Annotated in this window: 19 protein-coding genes; 11 read left to right on the forward strand and 8 right to left on the reverse strand. The window is 66.3% G+C overall.

Annotation, left to right across the window (positions count from 1 at the left end; all coding sequences use genetic code 11):
• Window positions 1-236: 236 nt before the first annotated feature.
• The 3 genes from ACIIOY_RS02240 to ACIIOY_RS02250 all read right to left on the reverse strand — a co-directional run bounded on the left by ACIIOY_RS02240 (window position 237) and on the right by ACIIOY_RS02250 (window position 2,483).
• The gene (locus tag ACIIOY_RS02240; RefSeq protein WP_411032973.1) at window positions 237-1,325 is read right to left on the reverse strand and encodes a hypothetical protein; all 1,089 of its coding nucleotides are present in this window, start codon (window positions 1,323-1,325) and stop codon (window positions 237-239) included.
• Between the two features lie 162 nt (window positions 1,326-1,487).
• The gene (locus ACIIOY_RS02245) at window positions 1,488-1,868 is read right to left on the reverse strand and encodes a c-type cytochrome (protein WP_411032974.1); all 381 of its coding nucleotides are present in this window, start codon (window positions 1,866-1,868) and stop codon (window positions 1,488-1,490) included.
• A gap of 27 nt (window positions 1,869-1,895) precedes the next feature.
• Complete coding sequence (locus ACIIOY_RS02250) at window positions 1,896-2,483, reverse strand: thymidine kinase (protein WP_411032975.1); 588 nt, start codon at window positions 2,481-2,483, stop codon at window positions 1,896-1,898.
• Window positions 2,484-2,712: 229 nt separating this feature from the next.
• Here ACIIOY_RS02250 and ACIIOY_RS02255 point away from each other — a divergent pair, with 229 nt between their 5' ends.
• From ACIIOY_RS02255 to aptA, 6 genes are all read left to right on the forward strand, one after another.
• On the forward strand, window positions 2,713-3,672 hold the full coding sequence (locus tag ACIIOY_RS02255) for a choline ABC transporter substrate-binding protein (RefSeq protein WP_411032976.1): 960 nt from the start codon (window positions 2,713-2,715) through the stop codon (window positions 3,670-3,672).
• Between the two features lie 91 nt (window positions 3,673-3,763).
• On the forward strand, window positions 3,764-4,639 hold the full coding sequence (gene choW, locus ACIIOY_RS02260) for a choline ABC transporter permease subunit (protein ID WP_411032977.1): 876 nt from the start codon (window positions 3,764-3,766) through the stop codon (window positions 4,637-4,639).
• Window positions 4,636-5,676 (forward strand): choline ABC transporter ATP-binding protein, encoded by a 1,041-nt coding sequence (gene choV, locus ACIIOY_RS02265; protein WP_411032978.1) that lies wholly within the window; start codon window positions 4,636-4,638, stop codon window positions 5,674-5,676. The genes choW and choV overlap by 4 nt, the downstream gene beginning before the upstream one ends.
• A 76-nt stretch (window positions 5,677-5,752) precedes the next feature.
• Window positions 5,753-6,517, forward strand: a complete 765-nt coding sequence (locus tag ACIIOY_RS02270) for a HugZ family pyridoxamine 5'-phosphate oxidase (RefSeq protein WP_411032979.1) — start codon at window positions 5,753-5,755, stop codon at window positions 6,515-6,517.
• Window positions 6,518-6,699: 182 nt separating this feature from the next.
• Window positions 6,700-7,038: an ArsR/SmtB family transcription factor gene (locus tag ACIIOY_RS02275; RefSeq protein WP_411032980.1), complete on the forward strand. Its 339-nt coding sequence runs from the start codon at window positions 6,700-6,702 to the stop codon at window positions 7,036-7,038.
• Window positions 7,039-7,223: 185 nt separating this feature from the next.
• Window positions 7,224-8,549, forward strand: a complete 1,326-nt coding sequence (aptA, locus tag ACIIOY_RS02280; protein ID WP_411032981.1) for an omega-aminotransferase AptA — start codon at window positions 7,224-7,226, stop codon at window positions 8,547-8,549.
• Window positions 8,550-8,603: 54 nt separating this feature from the next.
• On the opposite strand, the gene ACIIOY_RS02285 is transcribed toward aptA, so the two are convergent.
• Genes ACIIOY_RS02285 through ACIIOY_RS02295 form a run of 3 tightly spaced genes read right to left on the reverse strand, consistent with a single transcriptional unit; the run spans window position 8,604 to window position 10,630 of the window.
• Window positions 8,604-9,974 (reverse strand): DUF4166 domain-containing protein, encoded by a 1,371-nt coding sequence (locus ACIIOY_RS02285; protein ID WP_411032982.1) that lies wholly within the window; start codon window positions 9,972-9,974, stop codon window positions 8,604-8,606.
• Window positions 9,975-10,226: an SDR family NAD(P)-dependent oxidoreductase gene (locus ACIIOY_RS02290; protein WP_411032983.1), complete on the reverse strand. Its 252-nt coding sequence runs from the start codon at window positions 10,224-10,226 to the stop codon at window positions 9,975-9,977.
• The gene (locus ACIIOY_RS02295; protein ID WP_411032984.1) at window positions 10,223-10,630 is read right to left on the reverse strand and encodes a thiol-disulfide oxidoreductase DCC family protein; all 408 of its coding nucleotides are present in this window, start codon (window positions 10,628-10,630) and stop codon (window positions 10,223-10,225) included. The genes ACIIOY_RS02290 and ACIIOY_RS02295 overlap by 4 nt, the downstream gene beginning before the upstream one ends.
• Window positions 10,631-10,741: 111 nt before the next feature.
• Between ACIIOY_RS02295 and ACIIOY_RS02300 the strand changes: the two genes are divergently transcribed.
• From ACIIOY_RS02300 to ACIIOY_RS02310, 3 genes are all read left to right on the forward strand, one after another.
• A complete protein-coding gene (locus tag ACIIOY_RS02300) occupies window positions 10,742-11,611 on the forward strand; it encodes an aldose 1-epimerase family protein (RefSeq protein WP_411032985.1) in 870 nt (289 codons plus the stop codon).
• Window positions 11,612-11,686: 75 nt separating this feature from the next.
• Complete coding sequence (ade, locus tag ACIIOY_RS02305; RefSeq protein ID WP_411032986.1) at window positions 11,687-13,381, forward strand: adenine deaminase; 1,695 nt, start codon at window positions 11,687-11,689, stop codon at window positions 13,379-13,381.
• 56 nt (window positions 13,382-13,437) lie between these two features.
• Window positions 13,438-13,638 (forward strand): hypothetical protein, encoded by a 201-nt coding sequence (locus tag ACIIOY_RS02310; RefSeq protein WP_411032987.1) that lies wholly within the window; start codon window positions 13,438-13,440, stop codon window positions 13,636-13,638.
• A gap of 428 nt (window positions 13,639-14,066) precedes the next feature.
• Here the strand turns inward: ACIIOY_RS02310 and bglA are convergent, their stop codons facing one another.
• The gene (bglA, locus tag ACIIOY_RS02315; protein WP_411032988.1) at window positions 14,067-15,710 is read right to left on the reverse strand and encodes a beta-galactosidase BglA; all 1,644 of its coding nucleotides are present in this window, start codon (window positions 15,708-15,710) and stop codon (window positions 14,067-14,069) included.
• 150 nt (window positions 15,711-15,860) lie between these two features.
• On the opposite strand from bglA, the gene ACIIOY_RS02320 reads away from it, so the two are divergent.
• Complete coding sequence (locus ACIIOY_RS02320; protein WP_411032989.1) at window positions 15,861-16,865, forward strand: Ldh family oxidoreductase; 1,005 nt, start codon at window positions 15,861-15,863, stop codon at window positions 16,863-16,865.
• A gap of 15 nt (window positions 16,866-16,880) precedes the next feature.
• Complete coding sequence (locus tag ACIIOY_RS02325; RefSeq protein ID WP_411032990.1) at window positions 16,881-17,795, forward strand: sugar kinase; 915 nt, start codon at window positions 16,881-16,883, stop codon at window positions 17,793-17,795.
• On the opposite strand, the gene der is transcribed toward ACIIOY_RS02325, so the two are convergent.
• The gene (gene der / locus ACIIOY_RS02330; protein ID WP_411032991.1) at window positions 17,796-19,220 is read right to left on the reverse strand and encodes a ribosome biogenesis GTPase Der; all 1,425 of its coding nucleotides are present in this window, start codon (window positions 19,218-19,220) and stop codon (window positions 17,796-17,798) included. It abuts the gene before it with no gap.
• Window positions 19,221-19,234: the final 14 nt, after the last annotated feature.

Consider the following 19,234-nt stretch of genomic DNA (forward strand, 5'->3'; position numbering starts at 1 on the left):
CTTCATCCGGAAGGTTGGAGAATTGGGCCGAGCGGCAGAGATAGCCGCCCTTCTCCCCCCTTGCGGGGGAGATGTCACCGTAGGTGACAGAGGGGGGTGGCCTGGCACCCGCATCGTTTCCGGTCCGGCCGAGGCATTCGCTGCGCCACCCCCCTCTGTCGGCACTGCCGACATCTCCCCCGCAAGGGGGGAGAAGGGAGAATGCCGCGGCGTCGGCAATTCCACCATCCAGACCATCACTGTTTCACGTAGTTCGCCGCGTTGTGCTTGTCCATCACCGCCTGGAAGCGCCGGGCGAAGGCGTCGTCGGCGAGCTTCTTGCGGCGCTGGATGTCCTGCGTGGCCAGCATGTTCTTCTCGTGCATCTCGAGAAGGTCGCCGATGTGCCGCTGGGCCGCCGAGCCGATGCCGGCCATGGTCTCTTCGGCCGCGGTGTCGACCTGCGAGCCGAGCGTGTTGATCTTGTGCGCCACGTCCTGCTGGGCGGCCGTCTTCAGCGAGTCCTCCAGCGCCTTGTAGAGCACGATGCGCTGCTCGGTATCGATGGTCAGCTTGTTGATCAGCGTGTTCTGCGCGGCGATCTGGTTGTTGAGCGAATCGACGAAGGTCTGGAACATGGAGGTGTAGCGCTCCAGCGTCTGGCTCTCGGCCAGAAGCTCCTGCTCCTTCGCCTGCTGCTGGTTGTACTCGGTCGCCAGCGCCGAGCGCTCGCCTTCGAGGTCCGTGCGGGTCTTCTGGTCGGTCGAGGCGGCGATGCGGTTCTCGAGGTCCATCAGCAGCGGGTTCAGCTCCTCGATGCGCTTCTGCGTGGCCTCGAGGTTCGCCATCGTGCCCTTGCGCCGCTCGATCACCTGCACGAGGCTCGCCTCGGAGGTCTTGTAGCGCTGGTCGAGGATCGACTTCTGCTCCTTGAGGATGCCGACGATCGTGTCGGACTTGGCGAGCAGTTCCTGGAGGTTGCCGGCGAGCGACATGTTGCGCACGCGGTCGGTGCGCATGCGCTGCATCTTCTGCTTGGAGAAGATGCCGATGAATTTTTCATAGCCCGTGTAGCTCTTCATGCTCTCAAATTCGGAGCCGAAGACGTTCGTAGCGTCCTCCAGGCCGATGATGAGGTCGGCGATGTTGCCCTCCATCACCTTCTGCTGGGCGATGACGTCCTGGATGCGGGCATTCTCGATGTCGAAATTGACGTCGCCGAGCTTGGTGTCCGCCTTGGCGAACTGTTCCAGCACGATGCCGGACTGCTCCAGCTTGCCGCGCATCTGGTTGACGACACTGCGGGTCTTTTCAATCTCCGCATCGAAGTTCTGAAGTGTGGCCATATGGCTTTTCCCCTTGCGCTCTCCACGGCAGACGTCTGCGCCGCCCGATTTATTCCGTCGCGGCAACACTATACGATTTCAGACAGATAGGAACCTGCCCCGCACAAGATGTGGGACGCCGGCAAAGGCCTGCAAGGCCGACGGGGAAATTTCGGCAAGCGGCTAATATCCCGCGGGCGCCTTCAGATAGGCGATGAGGTCGGCGATGTCCTCGATCTTCTTCAGCCCCGCAAAGGTCATGCGGGTGCCCGGCACCATGGCCTTCGGCGCCATCAGGTATTCGGCGATCAGCGCCTCGTTCCACACCTTGCCGCCATCGGCGAAGGCCGTCATGGCTGCGGAATAGCCGTAGTCGTCGACGGAGGCCACAGGGCGGCCGACAACGCCGCCGAGCGTGGGGCCGACACGGTTGACCGGTTCCAACGAATGGCACGGCGCGCATTTTTTGAAGACCGCCTTGCCCGCGGCGACATCTCCCTCCTCCGCCGGAGCGGGGACGGCAAGACAGAGGAAGGCGGCAGCCAATACGATAAGCTGTTTCATGATCCGTCCCTTGCCGTCCTTCCGCCTTCAGTCGGCGTTCATGATGTCTTCCCAGTGGCGGCGGCAATAGGAGACGTACTTGTCGTTGCCGCCGATTTCCACCTGCGCGCCCTCCTTCACCACCTTGCCGTCCGCGCCGAGGCGGACGACCATCGTCGCCTTGCGGCCGCAATGGCAGATGGTGCGCACCTCGCGCAGTTCGTCGGCGATCGCCAGCAACGCCTTGGATCCCGCGAAGAGCTTGCCATGGAAATCCGTGCGCAGGCCGTAGGCCATGACCGGAATGTGCAGCCGGTCGGCGACGCGCGCAAGCTGCCAGACCTGCTCTTCGGAGAGGAACTGCGCCTCGTCCACGAAGACGCAGGCGATCTCGCCCTCCCCGTCGCCGTTCAGTTCCTCGATATGCCGGTAGAGGTCGTCCGAATGGTCGAAGGCGATGGCCTCCGAGGTCAGCCCGATGCGGGAGGAGATGCGGCCCTTGCCGGCCCGGTCGTCGAAGGAGGCGATGAGGATCGCCGTGCGCATGCCGCGTTCGCGGTAGTTGTAGGACGCCTGCAGGAGCAGCGTCGACTTGCCCGCGTTCATCGTCGCGTAACTGAAATAGAGCTTGGCCATGATTTTCTCCGTCCCAGCCTCATGACCCGGCAGAGGGCGCTTTTCCAGTCGAAAACGCCTGAAAACCACAGAAAACAGCGCGGCCCATCCGTTGCGACATCCATGTGCAAAATTGCGAACAGACGCGAAATTAATTGGACGTTTCAGGGGCTTCCGGTTACGCCAAGGCGCTTGAAAGCACACCGTTTTGATGATTGGCTAAACCACCAATCATAAGGGGAGCAATAAAATGAAGACTGCATCGCCATTCAAGACCTTTCTTGTCGCAGCCGCGTCCGTCCTCGCGCTCGGCGTCGCCAACGTCGCGGCCGCCGAAGCGGAAAGCTGTGGCAAGGTCCGCTTCTCCGATGTCGGCTGGACGGACATCACGGCCACCACCGCGACGGCCACCACCATCCTGAAGAGCCTCGGCTACGAGACGGAAGTCACCGTCCTTTCCGTTCCGGTCACCTATACCTCGCTCAAGAACAAGGACATCGACGTCTTCCTCGGCAACTGGATGCCGACCATGGAAGCCGACATCAAGCCCTTCCGCGAGGACGGCTCGGTCGAGACCGTGCGCGAGAACCTCGAAGGCGCGAAGTACACGCTGGCGACCAACGCCAAGGGCGCCGAGCTCGGCGTCAAGGACTTCAAGGACATCGCCACCCACAAGGACGCGCTGGATTCGAAGATCTACGGCATCGAGCCGGGCAATGACGGCAACCGCCTGATCATCGACATGGTCTCCGGCGACAAGTTCGGCCTCTCGGGCTTCGAGGTCGTCGAATCCTCCGAGCAGGGCATGCTGGCGGAAGTCGCCCGCGCCGAGCAGGAAGGCACGCCGATCGTCTTCCTCGGCTGGGAGCCGCACCCGATGAACGCCAACTTCAAGCTGACCTACCTTACCGGCGGGGACGACGTGTTCGGCCCGAACTTCGGCGGCGCGACGGTCTATACCAACGTGCGTCAGGGCTACACGAGCGAATGCCCGAACGTCGGCAAGTTCCTGGCGAACCTCAAGTTCACGCTGGAGATGGAAAACCAGATCATGGGCAAGATCCTGAACGACGGCCAGGATGCGGAAGCGGCCGCGACCGAATGGATCAAGGCCAACCCGGCCGCCATCGAGCCGTGGCTCGCCGGCGTCACGACCAAGGACGGCAGCGGCGAGGCCCTGCCGGCGGTAAAAACGGCGCTCGGTCTCTAACGGGCAAGAATAGGGCGGGAAGGAAACTTTCCCGCCCTTCTTCCCTCCGGATAGTTGCGCATCGTCAACCTCCAGACAGGGGCTTACTGCCGTGGATTGGCTCACCGTCTCCAAAATTCCGATCGGTCCGGTCGCCAGGGAAGCCGTCAACTGGCTGACGACCAATGGCAAGGGACTGTTCGATTTCCTGAAGGTCTTCCTGCAGGCCGGCATCGACGCCGTGCTCTTCCTGCTGCAAGGCCCGTTCATCGCCAGCGCCGGCGGCAAGTTCGCCTATGCGCTGTTCCTCATCGCGCTGGTGACGGGCCTCAGCTGGTACTTCCGCCGTTCGATCGGCGTCGCCGCCTTCACCTTCCTCGGCCTGCTGCTCATCGTCAACCAGGGTTACTGGAAGGAGACGACGGAGACGCTCGCCCTCGTGCTCGCCGCCACCGGCGTCAGCATGGTCGTCGGCGTGCCGCTCGGCATCGCCGCCGCGCGCCGGCCGTGGTTCTACTCGATCCTCCGGCCGATCCTCGACCTCATGCAGACGATCCCGACCTTCGTCTACCTCATCCCGGCACTCATCCTCTTCGGCCTCGGCATGGTGCCGGGCCTGATCGCGACGGTGATCTTCGCCATCCCCGCGCCGATCCGCCTCACCCGCCTCGGCATCATCTCGACCCCGCCCTCGCTGGTGGAAGCGGCGCAAGCCTTCGGCGCGACGCCCGGCCAGGTGCTGCGCAAGGTGGAGCTGCCCTATGCGACGCCGCAGATCATGGCGGGCCTCACCCAGACCATCATGCTCTCGCTGTCGATGGTGGTCATCGCCGCGCTCGTCGGCGCCAAGGGCCTCGGCGTGCCGGTGGTGCGCGCGCTCAACACCGTGAACATCTCCATGGGCTTCGAGGCCGGGCTCTGCATCGTCATCCTCGCGATCATCCTCGACCGTCTCTTCCGCGCCGCCGACGAAGGAGACGCAAAATGACCGACGCCGTCGTCTTCAGGAACGTCTCCATCATCTTCGGCGACAATCCGCACAAAGCGCTCTCGATGGTCGATGCGGGCAAGAGCCGCGACGAGATCGGCGCGCAAACCGGCCTCGTGCTCGGCGTCGCGGACGCGACCCTGTCGATCAACGAGGGCGAGATCCTCGTGCTGATGGGCCTTTCGGGCTCGGGCAAATCCACGCTGCTGCGCGCCGTCAACGGGCTTGCGCCCGTCGTGCGCGGCGAGGTCGAGGTGAAGGCGGGCAGCGACAGCGTCAACCCCTACAAGGCGACGCCAAAGGCCCTGCGCGACTTCCGCATGCACACCGTCTCGATGGTGTTCCAGCAGTTCGCGCTGCTGCCGTGGCGCACCGTCGCCGACAATGTCGGCTTCGGCCTCGAGCTTGCCGGGGTGCCGGAAGCCGAGCGCAAGGCGCGCGTCGCCGAACAGCTCGAGCTCGTCAACCTCGCCAAGTGGGCCGGCCGCAAGGTGAACGAGCTGTCGGGCGGCATGCAGCAGCGCGTCGGCCTCGCCCGCGCCTTCGCCACCGGTGCGCCGATCCTCCTGATGGACGAGCCGTTCTCCGCGCTCGACCCGCTGATCCGCACGCGTTTGCAGGACGAGCTCCTGGAATTCCAGCGCCGGCTGAAGAAGACCATCATCTTCGTCAGCCACGACCTCGACGAGGCCTTCCGCATCGGCAACCGCATCGCCATCATGGAAGGCGGGCGCATCATCCAGTGCGGAACGCCCCAGGAGATCGTGAAGAACCCGGCCAACCAGTATGTCGCCGACTTCGTGCAGAACATGAACCCCATCAACATGCTGACGGCCGAGGACGTCATGCAGCAGGGCGCGGCGGGCGGCAACGGCGTCACGGCGACCGCAAGGCCCGAAACCCCGCTCGTCGACATCCTCGACGCCATGGCGCGCACGCCCGGCAATGTCGGCGTCGTCGACAACGGCACGGTGGTCGGCACCATCAATGCGCAGGACATCGTCAACGGATTGACGCGGCATCGACGCCGCGGCTGACAGACGGCGCCGATCGGATTAGATAGGGCGGCGCTTCCCGCAGGCGCCGCCTTTTGACATCAGGGAGCCGACGATCATGACAGACAAGGACAAACCGAACGTCCTGCGCGAAACGGACGACGAGGCCCGGCGCCTTGCCCGCACCCTGCTGCGCGCGGCGCGAAGCTGCGCGCTCGCCGTCCTGGAGCCGGAAACGGGCTTTCCCCTCGCAAGCCGCACGCTGACCGGCACGGACACGGACGGCACGCCCGTCATCCTCGTCTCTTCCCTCTCCTTCCACACCCAGGCGCTACGGGCCGATCCGCGCGCCTCGCTGCTCGCGGGCGAGCCCGGCAAGGGAGACCCCCTCGCCCATCCCCGCCTCACGGTCGTCTGCAAGGCGCAGGAGGTGCCGCGCGAGGGCGCTGCGCGCGCGGCGCTTCGCGAACGCTTCGTGCGCCGCCATCCGAAGGCGAAGCTCTACGTCGATTTCCCCGATTTCACCTTCTTCCGCCTCGTGCCCGAGCGCGCCAATCTCAACGGCGGCTTCGGCAAGGCCTTCCTGCTGACGGCCGACGACCTTTTGATTCGCTCCCCCGCCCGCGCCGCCCTTGCCGAAATGGAAGCGGGCGCCGTCGAGCACATGAACAGCGACCATGCGGAAGCCGCCGGCATCTACGCGCGCCACTATTGCGGCGCCAAGGACGGCGGATGGACCGTCGTCGGCCTCGATGCGGCCGGCGTCGACCTTGCGAGCGGCGACAGATTGAAGCGCCTCGAATTTCCGCGCGAACTCGAAAATGCCGGGGAACTCAGAAGCGAGCTTGCGCGTTTGCTTCGCCAGGCAAGGACGGCTGGCTGAACAACCGGCGTTTCCACAACCGTCCGCTAAACGCCTGCCGCGACGGCGGCGGACACCTAGCGCTATGCGTGCAACCTACCCCCATTTCTTGCTCTTGATGGGGGAGGTTTTGTTTATATGCTAACAAGCGGATTGATTGAAAATCACATGATTTGAAGCGGAAACGCCCAAAGGAGTTTCAGATGGACAAGATTTCAGACGCAGAACACGCGCAGGCCGAGGTTGCATCCGATTTCCTTTCCGCCATGGCCAATCCCAAGCGCCTGCTCATCCTGAAGGTGCTGGTGGGCGGCGAGATCGCCGTCGGCGCCCTCGCCAATCAGGTCGGCCTCAGCCAGTCGGCGCTCTCGCAGCATCTGTCGAAACTGCGCGCGCAGAACCTCGTGACCACCCGCCGCGACGCCCAGACGATCTACTATTCCAGCAAGTCCGAAGCCGTCCTGACCATTCTCGACGCGCTCGACCGCATCTACAAGGCCGCGGGCAGCAATGCCTCGGAAAAGAAGCTCCGCATCGCCTGACGCCTCCCATATCCTCCGATCGGCAACGCCCCGGCACGCTTCCGGGGCGTTTTGCATCGCATGATCCACCCGACGCGCCTTGACGGCCGGGGGCGCCTTGATAATTTGACCGTCGGGTAAATTTCCGCCCCTTCCGCATTGCAAGCCGGGATGGCCTCCGCATTCAAAGGCCCTGGAGAGACCGCATGTCCAACCGCCTCAACACCCCCAACGATCTGCGTGCCTTCTGGATGCCGTTCACGGCGAACCGGCAGTTCAAGAAGGAGCCGCGCCTCTTCGTCGGCGCCAAGGACATGTACTACACCACCCACGACGGCCGGCAGGTGCTCGACGGCACCGCAGGCCTGTGGTGCGTCAATGCCGGCCACTGCCGCCCGAAGATCACCGAGGCGATTCGCGAGCAGGCGGGCGAGCTCGACTATGCGCCCGCCTTCCAGCTCGGCCATCCCAAGGCCTTCGAGCTCGCCAACCGGCTGGTGGACATCGCGCCGGAGGGCATGAACCACGTGCTCTACACGAATTCCGGCTCCGAATCGGTCGAGACCGCGCTGAAGGTGGCGCTCGCCTATCACCGCGCGAGGGGCGACGGTTCGCGCTTCCGCCTGATCGGCCGCGAGCGCGGCTACCACGGCGTCAATTTCGGCGGCATCTCCGTCGGCGGCATCGTCGCGAACCGCAAGATGTTCGGCACGCTCCTGACCGGCGTCGACCACATGCCGCACACGCATTTCCCGGACAGGAACGCCTTCTCCCGCGGCGAGCCGGAGCACGGCGGCGACATCGCCGGCGAGCTCCAGCGCATCGTCACCCTGCACGACGCCTCGACCATCGCCGCCGTCATCGTCGAGCCGGTCGCCGGCTCCACCGGCGTGCTCATCCCGCCGAAGGGCTATCTGCAGAAGCTGCGCGAAATCTGCACGCAGCACGGCATCCTCCTGATCTTCGACGAGGTCATCACCGGCTTCGGCCGCCTCGGCGCGCCCTTCGCCGCGCAGTATTTCGACGTCAAGCCGGACATCATCACCACCGCCAAGGGCCTCACCAACGGCGTGATCCCGATGGGCGCCGTCTTCGTGACCTCGGAGATCCACGACGCCTTCATGAACGGCCCGGAGCACCTGATCGAGTTCTTCCACGGCTATACCTATTCCGGCAACCCGATCGCCTGCGCTGCCGCGCTCGGCACGCTCGACACCTATAGGGAAGAGGGCCTGCTGACCCGCGCGGGCGAACTCGCCTCCTACTGGGAAGACGCGCTGCATTCGCTGAAGGATTGCCCGAACGTCATCGACATCCGCAATGTCGGCCTCATCGGCGCGATCGAACTGGCCGCCATTCCCGGCGAGCCAACCAAACGGGCCTTCAACGCCTTCCTCAAGGCCTACGAGAAGGGCCTGCTCATCCGCACCACCGGCGACATCATCGCTCTCTCCCCGCCGCTCATCATCGAGAAGCACCATATCGACGAGCTGTTCGGCAAGCTGCGCGAGGTCCTGCAGAACAACATCTGATCCCGGCCGCCAACGCCTTCATCCCCGGGCGCCCCCCGAGGTGAAGGCAGGTCGTCATATCCGCCGCAACCGGCCGGCATAGTGCACGACCTCGCCGATGCCCGGCAGCGCGATCGGCACGTCGAAACAGAAATCCTCCCCTTCCGCCCATTCTCGCGCCCGGCTGCGCGGGGCAAGCCGGAGCGGCACGGGAATGCCGAAGACGGACCATCCGCGCATCACCATCGTCAGACCCGTTGCATCCGCCGGCAGGTCGAAGGAAAAGCGCATCGGCCCGAAGCGCTCGACGAGGCGCCCGCCCCGCTGGCTGAGCTCGCTCGTGAAGGCATGGCCGGCAAAATCCCGCGTCCAGCGCTCGATGCCGTCCCGCTCCTCGAAGGAGACGTGCAGCGCGTGCTCGCCGGCCGGCGGGAAGCGCATGACGGCGCAGATGAAACGCGCCGGCCACGACCGGCCCCGCCGCACCGTCGCCCGGCCGGCAGCGCCGCCATCGCCGACAAGGTGGTGCATGTCGCGAACCGGCCGCGGCATCGCCGCATAGGCCGGGCCGATGACCCGGCGGTAAAGCGGCACATAGGGCCGGCTCTCGACCGCCCGGAAGATGGCGAGCCGGTCGAAATGCGCATCGAAGTCTTCAAGCCGCACCTGCCCGGCCGCGTGCCGCGCACCGGGTTCCAGCGTTCCGGCCGCGATGGCGTTCGCCAGCACATGCGCGGCGATCGTCGGGATTTCCGGCCCGTCGCCGTCCTCCGCGATCAGCGTCCAGCGGCGCACGGCCGCCTCGCTCCCGGCAATGCCCTTGACCTCGACCGCCATGGCCGACCGGTCCGTGCCGAGGCCTGCACCCAGCTTCTGCAATGGCAGCAGCCATCGGGCAAGAGGCGAGAGGGAGCTTATCCATCCCCACGTCACGGGCCAGCTTGCCAGCCACAGCGCCGCGACCTGAAAGGAAAATTCCGGCCCCGCGCGAAAGATCACCGCCGGCTTTCCGGGCGCGGTTGCCGGCACGATGTCGTGGTCGGGCACGTCCGCCAGCGCGACCAGCCGCCGGATCGGCGCGCGGCCGGCGACGACATAATCCTGCCGGAGCAGCCGATGCCAGCCGGTCTCCAGCCGCCATCGCCGGCCGCGCCACAGGCGCACCGGCTTTCCGACATAGCTCAGGATCGCCGCCGCGACCGAGGAACCGGCCGTCGCCCGGCTGGAGGCGCTGATCGACAGGGCGACCGAGCGCACGTCCTCGATGCCCCGCGAAAGTTCGGCGATCACCGCGCCGGAAAGCGCCGGCACGCTGGAGCCGCCGGACACGACGACCACGCCCGCCGCCCGCGCCGCCGCATCCAGCCGCCCGATGCCGCAGACGAAATCCCGCGCATCCGAAAGGTCGACATAGTGGACGCCGCAGGCGATGCAGGCTTCGGCCACCTAGTAGCCGCTGCCCTGGAAGGGGCCGGCCGCGTCGACCAGCAGGAAGGGGCGATGGAGCGCGAGCAGAGGCCGCAGGTCGTCGTTGCGGTCGGCCACCAGCGGCCGGGCCTCGGGCAGTTCCGCCGCAAGGCGCTCCGCCGCCGCCGCATTCCTGCCGGCGACCAGCACCGCCCAGCCGTCCGCCGCCAGCCGCCGCGAAAGCCGGGCACCGAAACCGCCGTAACCGCCGAGAACGATGACGCTCCTCACAGCACCCGATCTGCATCCTCCGGCGAAGGCACCCAGCAGGCCTCGCGCCGTCCGAAGATGCGGTAGCGGTTGCGCGCCAGCCAGCGATAGGCGGGATCGCGCAGGACGCGGGGAATGAGGCGCAGCAAGGACACCGCCTTCCACGGCCAGCCGAGGCCGGCATAGATCGCCAGCACCGCGTCGCTGTCCTTGAGGAGGCGATCGCCCTCGACCACGATCATCGATTCCGGGTCGGCGGGATCGATGCCGAAACGCCTGTAGAGCGCGGCGCCCGCATCCTTCTGCATGGAGGCAAGCCGGAAGCGCCGGGCATGGTCATGCCGGAGTACGAACTGCGCATTGGCCGAGCAGAGGATGCACTCCGCGTCGAAGACGATGATCGGGCCTGCGTCTTTCCGGGTCATGCTGTCATCCTATTGCGCCGGCCGGGCGCTATCAACCGGATTCGCCGCACGCCCCCGCGCGCGGCCGGCCCATCCGCGCTAACATGCGGCAACGCCCTGAAAGGAGATTCGATGCCGAGCCTTGCCCGTATTGAGAACGCCTGCCTTTCGATAGACGTCTCCTCGCTCGGCGCCGAGATGCAGGCGATCGCCACGCGGGAAGGGGCGGACTGGCTCTGGAACGGCGATGCCGCCTTCTGGACCGGCCGCGCGCCGGTCCTGTTCCCGATCGTCGGCAAGGCGCCGGACGATACGCTGCTGATCGACGGAAAACCCTATGCCATGGCGCAGCACGGCTTTGCGCGGCGGCGGGAGTTCTCGCTCGACACGGCAGCCGCGGCCCGGTGTCGCCATACGCTGGAAGCATCGGACGAAACCCGCGCCGTCTATCCGTTCGATTTCCGGCTTTCCGTCGAGCACAGCCTTGACGGCCCCACCCTCACCGTCGCCGCCGAGGTGGAGAACCGCGGACGCGAGCCGATGCCCTTCGGCTTCGGCTTTCATCCCGCGTTCCTCTGGCCCCTGCCGGGCGCCGAAGGCAGGCCGCACACGGTGATGCTCGCCAACGGCAGCGAACCGAAGCGCCAGCCGCTGGTGAAGGGCCTGCTCTCGCGGGACCGGCAGCCGTCGCCTTTCGAGAAAGGCCGCCTCCTGCTCGCGCCCGGCCTGTTCGAGAACGATGCCCTGGTTTTCCCCGAAGGAACCGGAAACCGCCTCGCCTATGGCGCCGAAGGCGGACCGACGCTGGAGTTCCGTTTCGAGAACCTACCGAACCTTGCGCTCTGGTCCAAGCCCGGCGCCCGGTTCCTCTGCATCGAGCCGTGGCATGGCACGGCCGCGGAACATGGCGGCGGGCGCGAACTGAGGGATCGCCCCTTCGCCAATGTGCTCGCCGCCGGCGAACGCAAGCGCTTCTCCTTCACCGTGACATTCCCCGTCTGAGGTTTTGCCGCACCGGCCCCTTCCTTCTTGCACCGACCGGGCTAGAGTCTTGCGAAAAGGATTAGGAGACCTGCCATGACCGACTTGGAACGCTTCATCGACCAGGGAACCGGCCGCGAGCCGGCCGACATCGTGCTCAAGGGCGGGCAGTTCTTCGATCTCGTGACGGGCGAACTCGTCGCTTCCGACATCGCGGTCTCGGGCGAGCGCATCGTCGGCACCTGCGGCGCCTACCGGGGCCGCACGGAGATCGACATTTCCGGCCGCATCGTCGTGCCGGGCTTCATCGATACGCACCTGCACATCGAATCCTCGCTCGTGACGCCGCATGAATTCGACCGCTGCGTGCTGCCCTACGGCGTGACGACGGCGATCTGCGACCCGCACGAGATCGCCAACGTGCTCGGCACCGAGGGCATCCAGTTCTTCCTCGACAGCGCCATGGAAACGATCATGGACATCCGCGTCCAGCTTTCGAGCTGCGTGCCGGCGACGCATCTGGAAACCTCCGGCGCCGACCTGCCGGTGGAACGGCTCGTGCCCTTCCGCGACCATCCGAAGGTCATCGGCCTTGCCGAGTTCATGAATTTTCCGGGCGTCATCCACAAGGACCCCGTCTGTCTCGCCAAGCTCGGAGCCTTCCAGGGCGGCCATATCGACGGCCATGCGCCGCTTTTGCGCGGGAACGACCTCAACGGCTATCTCTCCGCCGGCATCCGCACCGAGCACGAATGCACGACGGCCGAGGAGGCGCTGGAGAAGATCCGCAAGGGCATGCACATCCTCATCCGCGAAGGCTCCGTCTCCAAGGACCTGCTCGCGCTGCTGCCGGTCATGACCGAGCGGCTATCCCCCTTCATCGCGCTGTGCACGGACGACCGCAATCCGCTCGACATCGCCGAGCAGGGCCATCTCGACCACATGATCCGCACGGCGATAGGCCATGGCCGCGCGCCGCTCGCCGTCTACCGCGCCGCCTCCGTCTCCGCGGCAAAGGCCTTCGGGCTGCGCGACCGCGGCCTCGTCGCGCCCGGCTGGCGCGCCGACCTCGTCGTCATCGACACGCTGGAGAACTGCAAGGCGGAAATGGTCTTCTCCGCCGGCCGCAAGGTCGACGACGCGCTCTTCGCCGCGCGCAGGCCCGTCGCCCCGGTGGGCCTCGACAGCGTCAAGGCCCGGCCGGTCAGCGCGGCCCATTTCGCCGTTCCCTCGACGGACGCCGAGGTGCCGGTCATCGGCGTCCTGCCGGGGAAGATCATCACCGAGCACCGCCGCTACCGCCTGCCGGCGAAGGGCAACCAGGCCGCCGTCGACCTTGCGCAGGACATCATCAAGGTCGCCGTCATCGAGCGGCACGGCAGGAACGGCAACCACGCCAACGGCTTCGTGCAGGGTTTCGGCCTCAGGAAGGGCGCCATCGCCTCGACCGTCGGCCATGACAGCCACAACATCTGCGTCGTCGGCGTCGACGAGGACGACATGGCGCTCGCCGCGAACCGCCTCGGCGAGATCAAGGGCGGCTTCGTCGTGGTGGAGGACGGCAGGGTAACCGGCGAGATCGCCCTGCCCGTGGCAGGCCTCATGAGCCTCGAGCCTTACGAAAAGGTCCGCGACACGCTGCACCACCTGCGCCAGGCGGCCTTCGCCCTCGGCGCCACCCTGGAAGAACCCTTCCTCCAGCTCGCCTTCCTGCCGCTGCCCGTCATCCCGCACCTGAAGATTTCGGACAAGGGCATGGTGGATGTGGACCGGTTCGCGCTGATCGGGTGAGGTCAGCCTTCCCGCGCGGCTTTCATTCGCTTACAATATGCGCAAAAGGAGTAGGCATGACCAAGCTGGAACAAATTGAAAAAACCGTATCGGAGCTCAGTCCCGAAGAGTTCGAGCGCTTTTCCGCCTGGTTCGAAGCGCTTCAGGCCGAGCGTTGGGACCGGGATCTGGCCGAAGACGCTGGCAGCGGCGCCTTGGACGAGATCGCCGAGTTTGCGCTGGCGGAGTTCCGCAGCAATCGGACTCGTCCTCTTTGAGGCACCATGCCACGGACGCATTCTGGACGTGTTACGAGGCATTGCCTTCCCATATACGTCGCCAGGCAGACAAGAATTTCGCACTGCTCAAGGCCAATCCCGAACATCCCTCATTGCAGTTGAAGCCCGTCGGTCGCTTCTGGTCCGCACGCATTGGCTTGTCTTGGCGGGCACTGGCCGCCAAGGACGAGGGAACGGGAACGCTCGTCTGGTTCTGGATCGGTTCGCATGCCGATTATGACCGGCTCGTCGGACGCAAACGCTAAAGCATTTCCAGCAAAAGTGCGCAGCAGTCTTGCGTCCGGAAAACCTCTCCTTCGTTATGCCGGGGCTTGACCCGAGCATCCATAACCCTTTGAGAACAATAGATCCTCGGCTCAAGGCCGAGGATGACGACAGTGGTAGGGGCGAAGTCGATCAGCAGTCGGCTAAAGCCGCACGCACGCCATATCCAGCCCGTCGAGCTCGATCGTCCCGTCCTTCAGCTTCGCGCCGAAGCCGGGCACGGGCAGCGGCTCGCCGAGTTTCAGCGATTTCGCCGGCACGAACTCGGCCTTTTCGCGCGTCAGGTTGAAGACGAAGAGCAGTTTTTCGCCGCCCTTCTCGCGGGTGAAGGCGAGGATGTCGTGGTTGGAGTGCACGAAGGACATCTCGCCGTCGTGCAGGGTTTCGTGCTCCCTGCGGAAGGCGAGCGTGGCGCGGTAGTGGTTCAGCACGGAGCCGGCGATCTTCTCCTGCGCGTCCACCGCCAGACGGGCGTGGTCCTCCGGCACCGGCAGCCAGGGTTTTCCCGTGCTGAAACCGGCATGGGCCTCGCCGCGCTGCCAGGGCATCGGCGTGCGGCATCCGTCGCGCCCCTTGAAGGCCGGCCAGAAGCGGATGCCGTAGGGATCGCGCAGGTCCTCGAAGGCAAGCTCGGCCTCGGTGAGGCCCAGTTCCTCGCCCTGATAGAGGCAGATCGAGCCGCGCAGCGTCGACAGGAGCGTGATGGCGAGCTTGGCGACACGCTCGCGCTCCTCCGGCACCTTGATGAAACGGCTGACATGGCGGTTGACGTCGTGGTTGGAGAAGGCCCAGCAGACCCAGCCGTCCGTCACCGCGCGCTGGAAGCTCTGAACGCATTTGCGGATATGGTCGGCGCTGAAATCCGGGCCGAGCAGGTCGAAGGTGTAGCACATGTTGAGCTTGTCGCCGCCGCTCGTATACTCGGCGACTGTCTTCAGCGACCGCGCGCCGTCACCCACCTCGCCCACCGTCGCCCGTCCCTCGTATTCGTCCAGCAGTGCGCGGAAACGCTTCAGGAAATCGACGTTCTCCGGCTGCGTCTTGTCGTAGCGGTGCGTCTGCATGCCGTAGGGATTGACGTCGGGCGCGTCGAGGCCGACGGCCTCCGGATCGGGTTCGTGGGGCGGGTTGTCGCGCAGCTTCCTGTCGTGGAAGTAGAAGTTCACCGTATCGAGGCGGAAGCCGTCCACGCCGCGGTCGAGCCAGAAGCGCGCCGTCTTGAGCAGCGCGTCCTGCACGTCCGGATTGTGGAAGTTGAGGTCCGGCTGGGAGATCAGGAAGTTGTGCATGTAGTATTGCTTGCGCACGCCGTCCCATTCCCAGGCCGGCCCGCCGAAGATCGACAGCCAGTTGTTGGGCGCCGTGCCGTCCGGCTTGGGATCGGCCCAGACATACCAGTCCGCCTTGGGGTTCGTCCGGCTGGAACGGCTTTCGACGAACCAGGGATGCTGGTCGGAGGTGTGCGAGATCACCTGGTCGATGATCACCTTCAGCCCGAGGCGGTGGGCCTCGGCCAGCATGGCGTCGAAATCGGCGAGCGTGCCGAACATCGGGTCGACGTCGCAATAGTCCGAGACGTCATAGCCCATGTCCGCCATCGGCGACTTGAAGAAGGGCGAGAGCCAGATGGCGTCGACGCCGAGCGAGGCGATATGACCGAGCCTCTTCGTGATGCCCCTGAGGTCCCCCATGCCGTCGCCGGTCGTGTCCTGGAACGAGCGGGGATAGACCTGGTAGATGACCGCGCCGCGCCACCAGTCGTCGGCTTTTTTTCGGGGCTTCGCCATGCATTCTCGCTCCGGTTCCTGTTTCGGTCGGGCAAGATGTAGCGCGCGCCCGGTGAAGCGTAAACGGCGCGCACCCCGATTTTTCGAAGGTTGACGAAGCCGCGGCCTGTCTGGATGATGCCGGCCAAATCCATAGAGAAGGTTGACCGCATGGCCGATGACGTCACCCTTTCCCCGACCGAAGCGATCGACCTCGCCCGCACCGCGCTCATGCGCGTCGGCATGGCGGAGCCGGCAGCCACGACGCTCGCCCGCGCCACCCTGGATGCCGAGATGGCCGGCAAGCGGACGGTCGGCTTCCTCCATCTGACGGACTACCTGAGAAGCCTCGTAGACGGCCGGATCGCGGGAAGGGCCGAACCGCTCATCACCTCGCCGGTGCCGGCCATCATGAAGTGCGACGCGATGGGCGGCGTGGCGCAGCACGGCTTCTCCCTCGCCCACGAGGAACTGGTGTCGAAAGCCAAGACCTTCGGCATCTCCGTCTTCACCTCGCACAACAGCTACACGACCGGGGAACTCGGCTGGTATGCCGCCTGCCTTGCCGAAGAGGGCCTGGTCGCGCTGGCCGCGACCAACGGGCCGGCCCTGCTCGCCGGCGCGGGCGGCCGGCAGCCGGTCTATTGCAGCAACCCCCTCGCCTTCGCCGCCCCGCTCGACGATGGCCGCTTCCTGCTCATCGACCAGGCCTCCAGCGCCACGGCCCTCGTGAACATCCGCGAGGCGGCCGCGCGCGGCGAGGCGATCCCCGACACCTGGGCGCTCGACCTGGACGGCGAGCCGACCACCGAGCCGTTCGCCGCCATGCAGGGCGCGCTGCTGGCCTTCGGCGGCGCACGCGGCGCGAATGTCGCGCTCATGGTGGAGGTGCTCGCCGCCGGCCTCACCGGTGCGAACTGGTCCCTCGATGCGCCGGATTTTCAGGCGGGCGACGCCTCCCCCGGCGCCGGCCTCTTCGTCCTCGCCCTTTCGCCGCAACTCTTCGCCGACGATTTCCCGGCCCGGCTCGCCAGCCAGGTCCATCGCCTGTCCTCGGACTACGGCGTCTATATCCCCGGCCTCGATCGCGTGGAAAGGCAGCGGCAGGCGGAAAGCGCCGGCATCGTCTTGCCCCGCCAACTCTTTGACAGTATTTCCTCTTTCCGGCGAGGTTGACCGGGAGGAACGGGAATGGCGGGGCGGCTCATTGCGATCGGCGAATGCATGGTGGAACTGATGCAGGCCGAAGGCGGCCTCATGCGCAAGAGCTTTGCCGGCGACACGTTCAACACCGCCTATTATGCCCGCCAGTACCTGCCGGCCGACTGGAGCGTCGATTATCTTTCCGCCGTCGGCACCGACATGATCTCCGACGAGATGCTCGCCTTCATGGAAGGCCACGGCATCGGCACCGCCCATGTCCAGCGCATCGAGGGCCGCGCGCCGGGCCTCTACATGATCCATCTGAAGGACGGCGAGCGAAGCTTCTCCTACTGGCGCTCCGTCTCCGCCGCAAAGCTGCTCGCCCGTGACGGCGACCGGCTGCGCACCGCCATCGAGGCGTCCGACATCGCCGTCTTTTCCGGCATCACGCTGGCGATCCTGCCGGCGGAGGACGTCGGGACCCTGCTCGCAGAGCTGCGCCGCGCCAGGGCCGCCGGCAAGCGCGTCGTCTTCGATCCCAACATCCGCCCGCGCCTGTGGGACGATGCGGAGCGCATGCGGACGGCGATCACCGAAGGCGCACGCGCCGCAACGCTCGTCATGCCGAGCCTCGACGACGAGACGGCCCATTTCGGCGACGCCTCGCTGGAGGAAACCATCGGCCGCTACCGCGCGCTCGGCGTCGAGGAACTGGTCGTCAAGGACGGCGGCAAGGGCGCCACGCTCGTCTTCGGCGGCGAGACCAGCCATGTCCCCTCCGCCGAGGTCCGCAGGATCGTCGACACCACCAGCGCCGGCGACAGCTTCAACGGCGCCTTCCTCGCCCGGCTGGCGACCGGCGAGAGCCCGCGAGAAGCCGCCCGCTTCGCCGCGGACGTCGCCGCCGCCGTCATCCAGCACCACGGCGCGCTGGTCGCGAAGGACAGATTGCCGAACGGCTGATCAGCGCTTCTTCTTCGCCCTGCCGGCGAACGGATTGTCCGCCGCCCTGAAATGGATGCGGATCGGCACGCCGGGCAGGTTGAAGTCGTTGCGCAGGCCGTTCGTCAGGTAGCGCACGTAGGATTCCGGCAGCGCGTCGGGCCGCGTGCAGGAGATCATGAAGCCCGGCGGGCGGGCCTTCACCTGCGTCATGTATTTGAGCTTCAGGCGGCGCCCGGAGACGGCCGGCGGCGGATGCTGGATCTGCTGCGCCTCCAGCCAGCGGTTGAGCTTGGCGGTGGAGATGCGGCGGTTCCAGGTGCGGTCCGTGTCGATGACGGCCTGCATCAGCTTGTCGAGGCCGCGGCCCGTCTGGCCGGAGACCGGCACGGCGCGGATGCCGCGCGCCTGCGGCAGCAGCCGGTCGGTCTTCTCGCGCAGGTCCGCCAGCACCGCCTGCGGGTCGTCGATCAGGTCCCACTTGTTGAAGGCGAGCACGGCGGCGCGGCCCTCGCGCAGCACGAGGTCGACGATCTGCAGGTCCTGCTTCTCGAAGGGAATGGTGGAATCGAAGACGATGACGACCGTCTCGGCGAAGCGGATGGCGCGCAGGCCGTCGGCGACGGAGAGCTTTTCCAGCTTCTCCTGCACCTTGGCCTTGCGGCGCATGCCGGCCGTGTCGAACATCTTGATCGTGCGGCCCTTCCAGTCCCATTCGACGGAAATCGAATCGCGCGTGATGCCGGCCTCCGGGCCGGTCAAGAGCCGGTCCTCGCCGAGGAAGCGGTTGATGAGGGTCGACTTGCCGGCGTTCGGGCGGCCGACGATGGCGACGCGCAGCGGCTTCGTCTCGTCGTATTCCGGCTCGTAGTCCTCGTCCTCGTCGGCCGCTTCGGCGCGGACGTCCACGTCGGTGACGGCCTCGTCCTCCTTCGGCGGAAAGGCGCGGTCCTCGCCGATCGCCGCGACGATGGCGTCGCGCAGGTCCAGCATGCCCTGGCCGTGCTCGGCGGAGATCGGCGTCGGCTCGCCGAGGCCGAGCGTGAAGGCATCGTAGAAGCCGCCGTCGGAGCCGCGCGCCTCCGACTTGTTGGCCACGAGCACCACGGGCTTGCCCTTCTTGCGCAGCATCTCGGCAAGCGCCTTATCGACGGGCGTCAGGCCCGTCTTGGCGTCGACCACGAAGAGCGAGAGGTCCGCCTCCTCGATGGCCGCTTCCGTCTGGGCGCGCATGCGGCCCTGAAGCGTTTCGGGCGCGGCTTCTTCCAGGCCCGCCGTGTCGATGATGCGGAACTTGAGGTCCACGAGGCGCGCATCGCCCGGCCGGCGGTCGCGCGTGACGCCGGGCGTATCGTCGACGAGCGCGAGCTTCTTGCCGACGAGCCTGTTGAACAGGGTGGACTTGCCGACATTGGGACGCCCGACAATGGCGACGGTGAAGCTCATGGACGTGTTCCGGC

The organism is Shinella agrisoli (genome assembly GCF_046557955.1).
In the GTDB taxonomy this organism is placed as follows: Bacteria; Pseudomonadota; Alphaproteobacteria; order Rhizobiales; family Rhizobiaceae; genus Shinella.

Coding starts and splice junctions, on each gene's coding strand:
- ACIIOY_RS02240 (WP_411032973.1), bottom strand. CDS start 1,325: ATGGCCACACTTCAGAACTTCGATGCGGAGATTGAAAAGACCCGCAGT.
- ACIIOY_RS02245 (WP_411032974.1), bottom strand. CDS start 1,868: ATGAAACAGCTTATCGTATTGGCTGCCGCCTTCCTCTGTCTTGCCGTC.
- ACIIOY_RS02250 (WP_411032975.1), bottom strand. CDS start 2,483: ATGGCCAAGCTCTATTTCAGTTACGCGACGATGAACGCGGGCAAGTCG.
- ACIIOY_RS02255 (WP_411032976.1), top strand. CDS start 2,713: ATGAAGACTGCATCGCCATTCAAGACCTTTCTTGTCGCAGCCGCGTCC.
- choV (WP_411032978.1), top strand. CDS start 4,636: ATGACCGACGCCGTCGTCTTCAGGAACGTCTCCATCATCTTCGGCGAC.
- ACIIOY_RS02270 (WP_411032979.1), top strand. CDS start 5,753: ATGACAGACAAGGACAAACCGAACGTCCTGCGCGAAACGGACGACGAG.
- ACIIOY_RS02275 (WP_411032980.1), top strand. CDS start 6,700: ATGGACAAGATTTCAGACGCAGAACACGCGCAGGCCGAGGTTGCATCC.
- aptA (WP_411032981.1), top strand. CDS start 7,224: ATGTCCAACCGCCTCAACACCCCCAACGATCTGCGTGCCTTCTGGATG.
- ACIIOY_RS02295 (WP_411032984.1), bottom strand. CDS start 10,630: ATGACCCGGAAAGACGCAGGCCCGATCATCGTCTTCGACGCGGAGTGC.
- ACIIOY_RS02300 (WP_411032985.1), top strand. CDS start 10,742: ATGCCGAGCCTTGCCCGTATTGAGAACGCCTGCCTTTCGATAGACGTC.
- ade (WP_411032986.1), top strand. CDS start 11,687: ATGACCGACTTGGAACGCTTCATCGACCAGGGAACCGGCCGCGAGCCG.
- ACIIOY_RS02310 (WP_411032987.1), top strand. CDS start 13,438: ATGACCAAGCTGGAACAAATTGAAAAAACCGTATCGGAGCTCAGTCCC.
- bglA (WP_411032988.1), bottom strand. CDS start 15,710: ATGGCGAAGCCCCGAAAAAAAGCCGACGACTGGTGGCGCGGCGCGGTC.
- ACIIOY_RS02320 (WP_411032989.1), top strand. CDS start 15,861: ATGGCCGATGACGTCACCCTTTCCCCGACCGAAGCGATCGACCTCGCC.
- ACIIOY_RS02325 (WP_411032990.1), top strand. CDS start 16,881: ATGGCGGGGCGGCTCATTGCGATCGGCGAATGCATGGTGGAACTGATG.
- der (WP_411032991.1), bottom strand. CDS start 19,220: ATGAGCTTCACCGTCGCCATTGTCGGGCGTCCCAATGTCGGCAAGTCC.